This window comes from Mycobacterium sp. (genome assembly GCF_040398885.1).
Lineage (GTDB): Bacteria > Actinomycetota > Actinomycetes > Mycobacteriales > Mycobacteriaceae > Mycobacterium.
In genome coordinates, this window is sequence record NZ_JBBATF010000087.1 from 1 (window position 1) to 13235 (window position 13235).

Annotated in this window: 16 protein-coding genes; 9 read left to right on the top strand and 7 right to left on the bottom strand. The window is 67.9% G+C overall.

All coding sequences use genetic code 11. The features are described from left to right. Together ADBZ5U_RS09675 and ADBZ5U_RS09680 are read left to right on the top strand one after the other, a co-directional pair. Positions 1-1028 (top strand): DUF1254 domain-containing protein (locus ADBZ5U_RS09675; RefSeq protein ID WP_526264804.1); only part of this gene is annotated, 1028 nt, incomplete at its 5' end. Between the two features lie 91 nt (positions 1029-1119). Next, the gene (locus ADBZ5U_RS09680) at positions 1120-2031 is read left to right on the top strand and encodes a 1,4-dihydroxy-2-naphthoyl-CoA synthase (protein ID WP_526264806.1); all 912 of its coding nucleotides are present in this window, start codon (positions 1120-1122) and stop codon (positions 2029-2031) included. Positions 2032-2055: 24 nt separating this feature from the next. On the opposite strand, the gene ADBZ5U_RS09685 is transcribed toward ADBZ5U_RS09680, so the two are convergent. Both ADBZ5U_RS09685 and ADBZ5U_RS09690 read right to left on the bottom strand, forming a co-directional pair. Continuing rightward, entirely contained in the window at positions 2056-2973 is a 918-nt protein-coding gene (locus tag ADBZ5U_RS09685; protein WP_526264808.1) for an alpha/beta hydrolase, read from the bottom strand. A 133-nt stretch (positions 2974-3106) separates the two neighbouring features. Further along, positions 3107-4357, bottom strand: a complete 1251-nt coding sequence (locus ADBZ5U_RS09690) for a PucR family transcriptional regulator (RefSeq protein ID WP_526264810.1) — start codon at positions 4355-4357, stop codon at positions 3107-3109. 86 nt (positions 4358-4443) lie between these two features. On the opposite strand from ADBZ5U_RS09690, the gene ADBZ5U_RS09695 reads away from it, so the two are divergent. After that, positions 4444-5529: a ferredoxin reductase gene (locus ADBZ5U_RS09695; RefSeq protein ID WP_526264812.1), complete on the top strand. Its 1086-nt coding sequence runs from the start codon at positions 4444-4446 to the stop codon at positions 5527-5529. Between the two features lie 34 nt (positions 5530-5563). Further along, a complete protein-coding gene (locus ADBZ5U_RS09700) occupies positions 5564-6694 on the top strand; it encodes a fatty acid desaturase family protein (protein WP_526264814.1) in 1131 nt (376 codons plus the stop codon). A 140-nt stretch (positions 6695-6834) separates the two neighbouring features. On the opposite strand, the gene ADBZ5U_RS09705 is transcribed toward ADBZ5U_RS09700, so the two are convergent. The 3 genes from ADBZ5U_RS09705 to ADBZ5U_RS09715 form a co-directional block, all read right to left on the bottom strand. Further along, a complete protein-coding gene (locus tag ADBZ5U_RS09705; RefSeq protein ID WP_526264816.1) occupies positions 6835-7644 on the bottom strand; it encodes a glycoside hydrolase domain-containing protein in 810 nt (269 codons plus the stop codon). A gap of 75 nt (positions 7645-7719) precedes the next feature. Next, the gene (locus tag ADBZ5U_RS09710) at positions 7720-8511 is read right to left on the bottom strand and encodes an SDR family oxidoreductase (RefSeq protein WP_526264818.1); all 792 of its coding nucleotides are present in this window, start codon (positions 8509-8511) and stop codon (positions 7720-7722) included. Between the two features lie 38 nt (positions 8512-8549). Continuing rightward, the gene (locus ADBZ5U_RS09715) at positions 8550-9206 is read right to left on the bottom strand and encodes a TetR/AcrR family transcriptional regulator (protein ID WP_526264820.1); all 657 of its coding nucleotides are present in this window, start codon (positions 9204-9206) and stop codon (positions 8550-8552) included. Positions 9207-9278: 72 nt separating this feature from the next. On the opposite strand from ADBZ5U_RS09715, the gene ADBZ5U_RS09720 reads away from it, so the two are divergent. Further along, positions 9279-10010, top strand: a complete 732-nt coding sequence (locus ADBZ5U_RS09720; RefSeq protein WP_526264822.1) for an HD domain-containing protein — start codon at positions 9279-9281, stop codon at positions 10008-10010. 84 nt (positions 10011-10094) lie between these two features. Further along, positions 10095-10481 carry a DUF4345 family protein gene (locus ADBZ5U_RS09725; protein WP_526264824.1) on the top strand — a complete coding sequence of 129 codons (387 nt, stop codon included), beginning with the start codon at positions 10095-10097 and terminating at the stop codon, positions 10479-10481. Positions 10482-10535: 54 nt separating this feature from the next. On the opposite strand, the gene ADBZ5U_RS09730 is transcribed toward ADBZ5U_RS09725, so the two are convergent. Then, positions 10536-11144: a TetR/AcrR family transcriptional regulator gene (locus ADBZ5U_RS09730; protein WP_526264826.1), complete on the bottom strand. Its 609-nt coding sequence runs from the start codon at positions 11142-11144 to the stop codon at positions 10536-10538. A 55-nt stretch (positions 11145-11199) separates the two neighbouring features. Between ADBZ5U_RS09730 and ADBZ5U_RS09735 the strand changes: the two genes are divergently transcribed. Beyond that, positions 11200-12051 (top strand): SDR family oxidoreductase, encoded by an 852-nt coding sequence (locus ADBZ5U_RS09735; RefSeq protein WP_526264828.1) that lies wholly within the window; start codon positions 11200-11202, stop codon positions 12049-12051. Between the two features lie 9 nt (positions 12052-12060). Here the strand turns inward: ADBZ5U_RS09735 and ADBZ5U_RS09740 are convergent, their stop codons facing one another. Then, positions 12061-12600 carry a TetR family transcriptional regulator gene (locus ADBZ5U_RS09740; protein WP_526264830.1) on the bottom strand — a complete coding sequence of 180 codons (540 nt, stop codon included), beginning with the start codon at positions 12598-12600 and terminating at the stop codon, positions 12061-12063. A gap of 66 nt (positions 12601-12666) precedes the next feature. Here ADBZ5U_RS09740 and ADBZ5U_RS09745 point away from each other — a divergent pair, with 66 nt between their 5' ends. Continuing rightward, entirely contained in the window at positions 12667-12876 is a 210-nt protein-coding gene (locus tag ADBZ5U_RS09745; protein WP_526264832.1) for a hypothetical protein, read from the top strand. Beyond that, on the top strand, positions 12873-13235 hold a 363-nt coding region (locus tag ADBZ5U_RS09750; protein ID WP_526264834.1), incomplete at its 3' end, for a hypothetical protein. The genes ADBZ5U_RS09745 and ADBZ5U_RS09750, both read left to right, overlap by 4 nt.

The window sequence follows — 13235 nt, forward strand, 5'->3', positions numbered from 1 at the left end:
TAGCCGGTGCCGCCGCGGTGACGGGCCTCGCCGCCTGCACGGCCAAAGATGGTCAAAGGGGCGAACCCGTGTCGGGCCCCGACGGGGTTCGGACAACGGTCACACCGGAGACCTACATCCGCGCCGAAAGCGATCGGCAGTTCACCGAAATCGTCGCGATGGCAGGTGGCGTGAATCGGTTCTACCACTTCCGGGCACCGACTCCGCTGGACAAACAGAACGTCGTTCGGATGAACCGGGACACGCTCTACTCGATGGGAATCGTCGACACGTCCAAGGGCGCAACGATCACCGTGCCGCAACTGCCTCCCGGGCGGTACGCCTCGGTCGACCTCGTCGACAACGATCACTACTGTCCGTTCGTCATCTACGACTCCGGGAAACACCCGCTTCCCGCCGACACCAAGTACCTCGGGCTGGGCGTCCGGATCCAGGTGTTCGACCCGACGGACCCCGACGAGATCGCCCTCGTGAATCGGTTACAGGACCAGTTCGTCATCGAAGCGGCCAGCGCCGATCCTCTACCGCCCCTGCAGTGGGACATGGCGTCCCTGAAAACCCTGACCGCTCAGTACGAAAAGGATTCCGCCCGGTACAGCAGCTGGAAAGGGCTGATGGGCCCGCGCGGCAAGGTCGACGAAGCGACCCGTCACATCGCGGCGGCCGCCGCGTGGGGACTCTTCCCCGAGTGGGATGCCACCTACCTCAACTACAGCGGCAGCCATGATCCCAACCGCGCCTACAAAGCCACCTACCTGGTGCCGGAGAACAATGCCTTCTGGTCGATCACCGTCTACGGCGACGACGGCTTCATGAAGAACGAGAACTGCATCGTCAACTCGTCCAATGTGGCACTCAACGACGACGGCTCCTTCACCGTCTACTACGGCCCTCGCGAACTGTGCGGCGACGTGCCCAATCGACTGGATGTGACGGCGGGCTGGAACTTCCTGATGCGCATCTACCGGCCCGGGCCCTCGGTGCTCGACGGCTCTTACACCCTCCCGAAGGCGGAGCCGATCACCTGACCGGATGGTTCGGGGCGCGTTGTGCGGTCTTCGCCGACCAGAAGGGGTGGCCGACCGCCAGCGATCCGGGGCGGCGTCCTAGATTGCGTTCATGACCAATCCGTTCAATCCGGAGCTGTGGCAGCGCGTCGCGGGATTCGAGGATCTCACCGACATCACCTATCACCGTCATGTCCACAACGGTGTGCCCCAGCCGACGGTTCGGGTGGCCTTCAACCGCCCCGAGGTGCGCAACGCGTTTCGCCCGCACAGCGTCGATGAGCTCTACCGTGCCCTCGACCACGCGCGGATGTGGCCGGAGGTCGGTGTGGTTCTGCTGACCGGCAACGGTCCGTCGCCCAAGGACGGCGGGTGGGCGTTCTGCTCCGGCGGTGACCAGCGCATCCGGGGCCGGAGTGGGTACCAGTACGCCGATGGCGAGACCGCCGACACCGTCGACTCCGCCCGCGCCGGCCGGCTGCACATACTCGAGGTGCAACGGCTCATCCGGTTCATGCCGAAGGTGGTCATCTGCCTGGTGAACGGCTGGGCGGCCGGCGGCGGGCACAGCCTGCACGTGACGTGCGACCTGACCCTGGCCAGCCGCGAACATGCCCGGTTCAAGCAGACGGATGCCGATGTGGGAAGTTTCGACGGCGGCTACGGCAGCGCGTACCTGGCCAAGCAGGTCGGTCAGAAGTTCGCCCGCGAGATCTTCTTCCTCGGCGAGGCCTACACCGCCGAGCAGATGCACCGGATGGGGGCGGTCAACCGGGTCGTGGATCATGCCGAGTTGGAGAACGTCGGCCTGGAATGGGCGGATAAGATCAACGCCAAATCGCCTCAAGCGCAACGCATGTTGAAGTTCGCCTTCAACCTGCTCGACGACGGACTGGTCGGCCAGCAGATTTTCGCCGGCGAGGCGACCCGCCTGGCATACATGACCGACGAGGCCGTCGAAGGCCGCGACGCCTTCCTGGAGAAGCGTGACCCGGACTGGAGTCGGTTCCCGCGTTACTTCTGAGACGACGGCGTTCGCACGAGCAACCTAGCGGGCCAGCACGCGGGTGTAGAACTCCACCTGGTCGGCCTTGGCCTGCGGATCGCGGTAGATATCGAAGTGGCCGTACGGGTAGCGCCGAAGTTCTCCCTTGGGCGCCGTCTCGGCGGCTTTGATACTCGGACCGGGCGGCGTGGTTTCGTCAGCGTCACAGACGCAGAACAACACCGGCATCGTCAACTTCTTCGCGGTCTTGAAGGGCCGGAACGGCATTCCTCCCTGCCCTGCGGAGAGTTGGAGCATGATTCGCGCGGCGACTTCGTTGCGCCACAGTCCATTCGGGTCGACCATGGCGTCGAATCCGGGCTTCGCTTCCGGCGCGGTCATCATCGCGTAATTCCCGGGTGCCGCGACGGCCGGCATGTACCGGGGCTTCCCGCCCACCAAGGCACTTGCGCGGTCCAACATCGCGTCGGCACTGCCTCGCACGACGTTGCTCGGCGGCATCGCCAGCGTTCCGGCGATGGCGTCGGTGAACGGGCACTGCGCGACGACCGCCGCGATGCGCGGATCGGTGGCCGCCACCTCGACCACCAGGCCACCGCTGAACGACGAGCCCCACAGCGCGACCCGGTCCGGATCGATGCCATCGAGGTTGCGGGCCCACTTCACGACCGCGTGGTAGTCGGCGATCTCCCACTTGTAGTCCAGGACCTGTCGCGGTTCCCCGGTGGAGGCGCCGAACCGGCGGTAGTCGAAGGCGATGGCGGCGAATCCGGCCCGCTGGAACTCCTCCGCGTAGGCACCCAGGCCGTCGTCGCGGGTGAGGCCGAATCCGGGCGCCATCACGATGCAGGGCACGGGCCCATCGCTCTCGGGCCGGTACAGGTAAGCGGCGATAGTCTCGCCGTTGGCCGGTATCCGGACGTCCTCGCGCTGCGCGGCAGAATCGGCTCCCTTGGGCATCGGACGCTCCCTCACTGAATGGATCGAACGGTTCAAGGAAGGATCGTTTCAAATTCCGGTGGGATCCGCACCGATTCGATCGGGCCGCGGTTTATTTTGTCGCCCGGAACAATTCCCGGTCTGCGTTTGTCGATCAGGGCACCGCCTGGCGGGCCTTTCCCGGCGATGGCGGTGGGGCGGGCCGGTGTGGAACCGCCAGGGACAGCAGGATCTCCATGACGACCGCGGGATCGCCGAGTCGGTCGCCGTACAGTTCGCGAAGCTGGGTCATGCGGTAGCGCACCGTCTGGGGATGTACGAACAACTCCGCTGCGACGGCTTCGCGGTGGCCCTGGTGGAGCAGCCAGGATCGCAGGGTCTCGGCCAGTCGGTCGGCGGTGCTGGGACGAAGTCCGGCGAGCGGGGCCAACGCCCGGCCGCGTAGATCACCGACGGCCTCGGGGTCGGCTGCGAGGATCAACTCCACGAGGTGATCGTCGGTGTCGACGACCGCGGAGTCCGTCATCGTGGCCAGGCTGCGGCATCGAAGCGCGCGACGATAGGACGCCCGGACTTCGCTCCACGGCCGGGCCGGGCCCACCCATGCCCGCTGGCCGGACAGGACGCGCATCAGCTGCCCCCGGCGCGCGCCGTCCATGTCGGGCACCAGCAGCACCGCGAGCGACTCGGCCGGCTCGGCGTCGGGAGGTTCGGCGTTGACCTGCAGTGTGGCCGGGCCGAAGCTGGCGGAGACGCCATGGGCCCGCGCGGCCGGCAGCAGAACGGCGGTGAGCGATCCGGGCGGGGTCCAATTCGCTTGTTCCGCCGCGGCTTCCAGAGTCCCGAGCGGCTCGCCGGCGAGCAGGTGCTGACCGAGCCGTTCGAGGTAGCGCTCCCGCGCCCGTCCGGCGGTGGCCAGTTCCTCGGCATGGCCGGTGACACTGGCCGCCGACAATTCGTCGATGAAGGCGAACACCAGTTCGGCGAACCGGGAAATCGTGGCGGCGCTGAGCCCGGCTTGCACCGCCGTCGTCGACAACTCGCGCCACGACACCCTGGCGCCGACCCGATAGGCGGCCAGCAGGGCGTCGATCGAGCGTCCGGTACGCGCCTCTCCGGTTCCCAGGTCATAGGCGCCATCCAGCGCCGGGGCCAGCTGCGCCCGGTTGTCGGAGTCCTCCGCGTGGGTGGCCATCTGCAGGAACGCGCCGAGCGCCACCTGAACCGCGTTCTCGATGGTGCGGCCCATCGGCCCGCTGAAGGCGTCGGCGTAGCTCGGCACCTCGACGGTGATGGCGGCAACGGCGCGCTCGGCCATCCGCGGCAGCACCGCACGCAGCGCCGACGCCACCTCCTCGGAGAGGTCCAGGCCGGTCAGCCGGGTAGCGGGCGCGATGGAATCCACTAGATTGTTCGCAGGAAATAGTTATCGGCGAAGGATTCACACATCACAGCCAAGATATTACTCCCAAAATTACAGAGTATGGGACTATGACAATCACGGTCCCCCGCCGAACGGTTGTCCATGCGCTGCGGGCCGGTGTCATGTCGCTCGCCGAGCGGGTCACCACACCACTGTTGCCGGCCGACTATCTCGACGCCATCGACCCGCTGATCTCCGGGGTGGGCCTGCGCGGACGCATCGTCGCGATTCACCCCGAGACCCGCGATGCGGTCACCGTGGTGATCAAGCCCGGCCGCGGCTGGCGCACACACGCGCCCGGACAGTTCGTCCGGGTCGGGATCGACGTCGACGGCGTCCGGCAGTGGCGGGCCTACTCCCTGACCTCGCCGATCAGCCGGCGCGACGGTTGTATCGCCATCGCCGTCAAGGCGATCCCCGACGGAGTCGTGAGCAATCACCTGGTTCGGCGCGCCACGGTCGGGACCGTGGTCCAACTCGAACCGCCCGCCGGCGAGTTCACCCTCGGGACCGAACCACCGGCCAAGATCCTGTTCCTCACCGCGGGCAGTGGAATCACCCCGGTCATGGGGATGCTCCGCAACATGTCCGACCGCGACGCCGACGTCGTCCTGGTGCATTCGGAACGCACCGCCGCCGATGTCATCTTCGGCGACGAGCTGCGGGAGATGGCTGCGGCCGGGCGAATTCGACTGGTGGAGAGGCACACCGACACCGACGGGAGGCTCGACGTCGCCCGACTCGACGACCTCGTCGACGATCTCGCCGAGCGGCAGACGTGGGCGTGCGGACCGGCCGGCCTGCTCGACGCACTCGAACGCCGATGGACCGCCGAGGGAATGGCCGACCGGTTGAACACCGAGCGGTTCCGGTCGACGGTCGTCGCAGTCGGCGAGGGCGGCACGGCCAGCTTCACCAAGTCGGCGACCAGCGTTCTCGCCGCCGGCTCGCAGTCCCTGCTGGACGCCGGTGAAGCCGCCGGAGTTCTGATGCCGTCGGGTTGCCGGATGGGCATCTGCTTCGGCTGCGTCGCCCCACTGCGCGAAGGCGCCGTTCGCGATCTGCGAACCGGCGAGATCACCGCCGCCGCCGAGGGAGTCGTCGTCCAAACCTGCATTTCGGCCGCCGCGGGTGCCTGCTCCATCGAACTCTGACAACCACCGGTTCCTGACCGAAAGACAACCCGACATGACAGTTCTGCAGAACGCCCAGACCGACCCCACCGCTCACCTCAGCGACGAGGACATCGAGGCCATCGGCCGCGAACTGGACGCGATCCGCGCCGAGGTGATCGCCGACCGCGGCGAGCGCGACGCCGACTACATCCGGACCGTAATCGACGCCCAACGCAGACTCGAACTGACCAGCCGCGCCATCCTGTTGTTCTCCCTTTTCCCACCGGCCTGGATCGTCGGCACCGCGGGCCTCTCCGTCTCGAAGATCGTCGAGAACATGGAGATCGGTCACAACGTCATGCATGGGCAGTGGGATTGGATGCGCGACAGCAGGATTCACTCGACCACCTGGGAATGGGACAACGTGGCCCCCTCCGAGATGTGGAAGCACTCCCACAACGAACTGCACCACAACTTCACCAACGTGGTCGGCAAGGACAACGATCTCGGCTACGGCATCATGCGCGTCGACGAGGACCAGCGCTGGAAGCCTTTCTACTTGGGCCAGCCGCTGTGGAACTTCGTCAACGCCTGCTTCTTCCAGTTCGGGATCGCCGCCTACGACCTGGAGATCGGCAAGCAGCTCAAGGGCCGCGGCAACCGGGAGGATTTCGTCCGCAACGGCAAGAAGGTCCTGGCGAAGATTCGCCGGCACGTCACCCGCGACTATGTCCTGTACCCACTGCTGTCGGGGCCTTCGGCGCCGACCACGTTCACCGCGAACCTCTCCGCGAACCTGGTGCGTAATCTCTGGACGCACTCGGTGATCATGTGCGGACACTTCCCCGAGGGTGTGCAGACCTTCGCCAAGACCTCGATCGAGGGCGAGACGCGGGGCCAGTGGTATCTGCGCCAGATGTTGGGTTCGGCCAATATCTCGGGGGGGCAGCTGCTGCACTTCATGACCGGCAACCTGTCCTTCCAGATCGAGCATCACCTGTTCCCCGACCTGCCCAGCAACCGCTACCAGGAGATCGCACCAGCGGTCGAGGATCTTTTCCGGCGCTACGGGCTGACCTACACCAGCGGGTCGCTTCCCAGACAGGTCGCATCGGCGTGGTGGAAGGTGATCCGGCTCTCGCTGCCGAATCGGGTCGAGTCCGGCCCGTCGGCGCAGCCGTCGCAATCGGTCCGAGCCGCGTAGCCGAGCCTGACCTCGGCGACTGCAAGCTGACCGTGCGGGTCAACCTGACCGCACCCAAGTTCAGCGGCAGTTCCCCGCGAGCAGACGCAAAGGCCCCGCACGCCTCGGCGTGTCGGGGCCTTTTGCGTCTGCTCGGCGCCTCACGGGTGAAGATTCCACTGGCCGCAATCCGAGGCCAGGACGTCGTTGACGTCGACCTCGATCCCGCCGACTATCGGACCCGGATTCGAGGCGGTGCTCACCACCCGTTGGTAGAGAACCGCGGCAGGGTAGACATCGCTGCCGGACCACGCCCGGGTCTGCCAGGCCCACACGTGGCCGGCTGTGCTCGACTTCCCGATGACGCCGTCGGCGGCGGCCCACCGGCAAACGTCGATGCCCCCGTAGACGCCGGTGCGCTGCACACCCAGAACCGAGTTGATCCCGCGAAACCACTGCAGCGCCAAGGTGTTCCAGGTGTCACGGCTGATGTCGTCGTCGACGCTGAAGAAGATGGGTGCACTCTGTCCGCCGCCTGCCGCGGTATGCAGCTGCCAGGCGGTGCGAGCGTCGGCGATGCCGCCGGCGTAGCCGCGGGTGAAATCCGACGGTGCCGTTCCGCCCGGTTTGCCGTACTGGTAATTGCTGACGATGACCAATCCGGCGGCGGTCAGCGACTCGGCGTAGGGCCGGGTGATCGGCTTGGCGCCGAAGTTCGCGCCGGGCCGCGAGAGCGAGACGTAGTTGATCACCCCGGAGTAGCCGGCCGCGCGGATATCGGCCGCGGGAATCTGGCGCATGGCGTAGTCGATGAGCATGGGAGGGGTGGCCGAGGCCGTAGGCGCTCCGCCACCTGCCGATGCCGCACCCAGCCCGGCGAGCGCCGATAGCGCGGTGGCATAGCGGAGCGCGTCACGCCGCGAGACCGGGCGCGAGGGCTGGGCACTTGTGGTTTCCGACGAGTCCTGCACCAGGTGATGTTAACGATGGCATCGCCCTTGGCGGTGTAACCCTCGGGCGAGTTTCGGGCGGGCGGCGCGGCCGCGCTATCGCAGGGTCCGCTGGTAGCGGCGCATTCCGGCGATCCACCGGTCGTAGTCCGCGCCCTTCTGCCGATACATGGCCAGCACCTCGGGGTGCGGTAAGACCAGGAACGTCCCGTCCTCGATGGCCCGGACCACCAGTGCGGCTACTGCGTCGGGACCTATCACCGCGCCGGCACCGGTGACCGCGGCGCCGGCGATCCGGGCCTCCGCGTCCGGTGAGTGGGACAGTCCGCGGAGAAGCGGGGTGTCCACACCCATCGGGCACACACAGCTGACCCCGATTCCGTTGCCGCCGTAGGTGATGGCCAACCACTCGGCGAACCCGACAGCGGCGTGCTTGGTAACGCTGTAGGGCGCTGCACCCACCTGGGTGAGCAGACCGGCTGCCGAGGCGATGGTGACGAAATGCCCACGGCCACGCTCCAGCCATTCCGGCAGAACGGCTTGTGCGGCGCGGATGTGGCCACGCAGGTTGACGTCGAGGATGCGATCCCACGCGGCCTCGTCCCCGCCGAGCCCGGGTTCCCCGACGATTCCGGCGTTGGCGACGTAGATGTCCACCGGCCCGAAGACCCGGCGTGCCGTGTCGAGTAGGGCGGCGATACCGCCGGTGCTTCCGGCGTCGGCGGCAACCGCCACGCCGCCGATCGTCGCGGCGGTCGCAGCGGCCGAATCGGCGTCGATGTCACAGGCCACCACCGAGGCGCCGGCCGAAGCCAGCTCCGCCGCGATGGATCGGCCGATCCCCGAGCCGGCTCCGGTGACCACCGCCACCGATCCGTCGATCATCACGGCCTCGATTATCGCGCCCGGCCGCGAAGGCCTTCAAATCACGTCGGCCCGTCGACACGGGGCCCGTCTACACGTAATCCGAAGCTGACGAGATCGGCCGCCCGGCTGATGAGTTCGGCCAGGGCTTCGGGGTCGCGCCTCAGGTCGTCGTGGCGCCAGGCGAGGCTGATGATCCCGTTCCAACTCGCCCACAGGATGGTGGCGGTCGCGTGCGGATCGACCGGCCGGAGGCTGCCCTCGGCGATGCCTCGCTCGATCGCGTCGACCATGCGGGCGTTCTGCTCGTCCACCCGCCGGCTCAGCAGCGCGGCGGTCTGCGCCGAAGCCGGGTAGGGACCGGGTTTGGCGGGAAAGGCCAGCATGCGGAAGAACTGAGGGTGGTCCAATGCGAAGCGCAAGTACTGCTCGGAGGCCGCGAGGAGTTGTTCGATCGGGTCGCGGTCGGGTGTGTAGGCGCGATCCATGTAATCGCGATCGACGTCGAGTGCACGGCCGACGACCGCCGCGTACAACCCTTCCTTGCTGCCGAAGTTGTTGTAGATGGAGCCGACCGCGACACCCGCGCGCTGGGCGATCTCCTCGACCGTGATCTCGTCGACGGGAAGTTCGGCGAACATCAGTTGCGCCGAGGTGAGCAGGGCCTCCATGGTCCGTTGTTTGCGCGGGTCGATTCGACGGTCGCGGGCGGCCTGCACGCAGCGATCCTACTGCGGCACACAGTTGTTGAAACGGTTGCAATAAACCGGCGGCGGACTTACCATCGGCCTGTGTTGGAAGGTTTGCAACAGCCGGCGCCCGAGCCGACCCACGTCGTCATCGGGCGGTTGGCCCGCGCACAGGTGGAGCAGGGCCTGCGTCGCGCGGCCCGGCGGTTCGGCTGGCGGCGACCTCGGCGACTGGCGATCGACGACGTGGTCTTCCCCGACACCGCGGCGGCTCTCGAAGCCGCCACTCTGATGCGCAACCATTCCCCCGGGGTGCTGGCCGCCCACTGCTACCGGACCTACCTCTTCGGCGCTGCGCTCGGCACTCGCGACGGACTGGACTGGGATCCGGAGCTGCTGTTCACCTCGGCGATGTTGCACGATCTCGCTCTGACCGACGCGGTCGGCGGGCATGGGCCCTTTGAGCGGCGCGGGGCGGCGGCCGCGGAGTCGTGGCTGCGTGGGCAGGGCTGGCCGCCGGAGCGCGCGGGTGTCGTCGGGCGTTCCATCCGCATGCATCTCGACATCGGTGCGGCCGGCCGGGACCGACCCGAGGTCGCGCTGCTGCACTTCGGCGCTGCGGCTGACGTCACCGGCATGCGGTTGGAGGACATCCACCCGCGAACCGTCGAGGAGGTTCTCAATGCCCACCCCCGCGCCGGGTTCGAGGACTTCTTCGTCGGCAGGATCCGCGCCGAAGCCCGCGCCGAGCCACGGTCCACCACCGCAGTACTGTGCCGCTGGGGCCAATTCCCCTGGCGCATAGAACATTCACCGTTTCGCCAGTCACGATGACGCTGGGTACCGGACGACGTCGCCGCTGTTCGCGGCGGGTCCCACCGTGCTGAGCACCAGTCACCACATTCGATAGGGAGAGCGATGAGTCTCGCGGTGATAATCGTGATGGCCGTGTTTTTCGCGGGGATGGGAGTATTCGCGCTGGCCCGGCCGGCGGCACTGATCCGGCCCTTCGGGATCACACTGCCCGATCCCACGTCCCGCGCCGAGGTGCGCGCGGTCTACGGCGGTTTCGGCCTCGCGATCGCCGGGGTGCTGAGCCTGGCGGCGGCGGGCCACCCTGCACGCGAGGGGATACTGCTCACCGTAGCCGCGGCGCTGGGCGGAATGGCATTCGGACGTTTGATGTCAGGCATCGTCGACCGGCCAAAGGCCCTGTACCCCAACTGGTTCTACTTCTTCGTCGAACTGGTGGGGGCGGCAGCGCTGTGGTGGTCCGCGGGCACCGGCGGGGTGGCCGCCGCGTAGCCGAGCCCGACGATCAGCTGCCCGATGTAGGCGTCGTCGGCCCTGGGACGTCGGCTATCGACGGTGAGTCGCGGTGCCGATGCCGGCGAAGATCACCGCCACGCTGCGGGTGAGCCGGGCGGTGAATTCGGCCGGCGTGGCCGTGGCCGGGTCCTCGCCCTTGGCGCCGAAAGCGCAGTCGTTGAGCACGCCCGCCAACTGGGCCAGCGTGAGTCCGGAGGCGCTGAGGCTGATCTCCCCGGCGGCGGCGGCGCGGCGCAGAACGGCGATGATGATCTTCTCCGCCTGACGGTGGGCGGCCTGGGCGATGTCGCCGCACAGCGCACCGTGGCGGTCGTAGAGCTCGGCGGCGTGCGGCGAGCCCGACGTCAGCTCCACGAACCGCAGGAAACGCGCCTGCAGCAGCCGGCTGATCCGGCTTTCGATGTCGAGGTCCGGGGAGTCGGCGACCTCGCGCATCGCCGCAAGGTGCTCGTCGTGCAGGCGGGACACCAGCGCGCGGAACAACTCGTCCTTGCCGCTGCAATGTCCGTACACCGTCGCCCGGGACACCTGCGCCCGCCGGGCGATGCTCTCGATGGAGGCCCGGCGGTACCCGAAGGCGCTGAACTCGGCAAGGGCCGCGGCTGCGATCGCGTCGCCCGTCGTCATCCCCAAGGTCACCTCCAAAGGATGAACATCATTGACACTTTTCGCAATTTCTGTCTACCGTGTCGAAATGACCGAAGTGTCCAAGGCCGTGCTCATCACCGGCTGCTCCACCGGCATCGGGCATGCCACCGCGCTGCGGCTGGCCAGGGCCGGCCACACCGTCTACGCCACCGCCCGCCGGGTGGACTCGCTGGCCGACCTGAGTGCGGCCGGGGCGCGCACCATCGCCCTCGACGTCACCGACGAGGTCTCGATGGCCGCGGCGGTCGGGCGCGTCGTCGACCAGCAGGGTGCGGTCGGCGTGCTGATCAACAACGCCGGGTACTCGCAGTCCGGCGCGTTGGAGACCCTGCCGATGGATGATCTGCGCCGGCAGTTCGAGACCAACGTCTTCGGGCTGGTGCGCATGTGCCAACTGGTGCTGCCCGGGATGCGCGCCCAGCACTGGGGCCGCATCGTCAACATCAGTTCGATGGGGGGAAACTTCACCTTCCCGGGCGGCGGGGCGTACCACGCGTCGAAGTACGCCGTCGAGGCGATCAGCGACGCGCTGCGTTTCGAGGTCAAGGGCTTCGGAGTCGACGTCGTCGTCGTCCAACCCGGGCTGATCCGAACCGAATTCGCCGCGACCGTTCAGGCTCACCTCGGATCCGGCGACGGTCCCTACGCCGAGTTCAACGCCGCGGTCGGCGCGGCCACCGAGGACGCCTATGCCAAGGGTCCACTGGCCAAACTGGGGGGCGACGCCGACAGTGTGGCCAAAGCGGTGGAGAAGGCCATCACCGCCCAAAAACCGCCGATCCGGATGCGCGTGACGCCCTCGGCGCGCGTGCTCATCGGCGCCAACGGGTTGATGAGTGACGGCATGTGGGACCGGTTCCTGGCCACCCAGTTCCCCAGGCCGGGTCAGTGGGCCTGACCGAAGCTTTCAGCCGATCCCGATCGCGCGGGCAGCGTTATTGGCCGTCCGCGCACCCGACACCCGGCGCAGCAGCAGCAGGCCGTCCAGGATCGCGATCGAGGCCAGCGCCCCCTGCCGGCGCTTGGCGGGGGTGGGCGCGGCGATCCGGGGCTCGATCCAGTCCACCCAACGGTCGATGATCACCGGCGCCAGGGAGAGATAGGGCTCGCGCCGGGCGCTGGCGAGCCCGATGATCTCGAGATACACCGCGAAGATCGGGTCCGCCGAGGGTGAGGCCAGCACCGGCCAGGCCCGGCGCTGCAGTTCCTTTGCCGGGAGTGCGGTGTCGCCGAAGGCGGCGGCGAGCGTGGCTTCCATCTGCTCGCCGAGGGCGCCGATCACCGCGGCGATCATGTCGTCCTTGGTCGGGAAGTAGTAGACGACGGTGCGGTCGCTGATGCCCAGGCTCGCACCCACCGAACCGTAGGTGAGCGAGCCGATGCCCGAGGTGGCCGCCAGCCGGGTGGCCGCGGCCAGCAGGTCCTCCCGGGAGTGCTTGTAACCCACCGCTTGATCGTAGTGGTGGCGGCGACTACAGTAATTGTAGTTACCGCTACAATATGAGGAGGAGACGTGGTCGAGCGTGGTTCGGCGCCCGCGGTGACGGGTCTGGTGGTCGGTGCACTGGTGGCTCTCGGGTTCGCGCCGCACCTCTACGGCCAGACCGGGCAGGCGCTGGCCTGGATGGCGTCCGCGCTGATCTTCGCCTTCGCCAGCCTGCTGATCGCGGGTCAGGTCATGCTGGGGCGGGCGGTGCCCGCGACGATCCTCCGGCCGTCATGAGGTCAGGGGCCACCTGGATCACGTGGCTGCAGGTCGTCCTCGCCGCGCTGCTGGCCTATGCGCTGGTACTGGTGTTCCTCGGTTCTGTTGCGGCACAACTGTTCTCCGCGCTGGGGTTCGGCCCACCGGAGTCGATCGACAGTGCCGCCGCGCGCGACTACCTCAAGCTCCCGTTCATGGTGCTAGGGGCGGTGCTGGCCGGCTGGGCGGTCACGATGATGCAGATCGTGCGGGGCCCGCTGCGTGACGGATCGCCCTGGGCGCGGACGATCCTCATTCGATCGGTGGCGGTGTGGTTCGTCCTCGACACCGGGATGTCGCTGGTGCTGGGGTTTCCGACGCACGCGGTGTTCAACCTG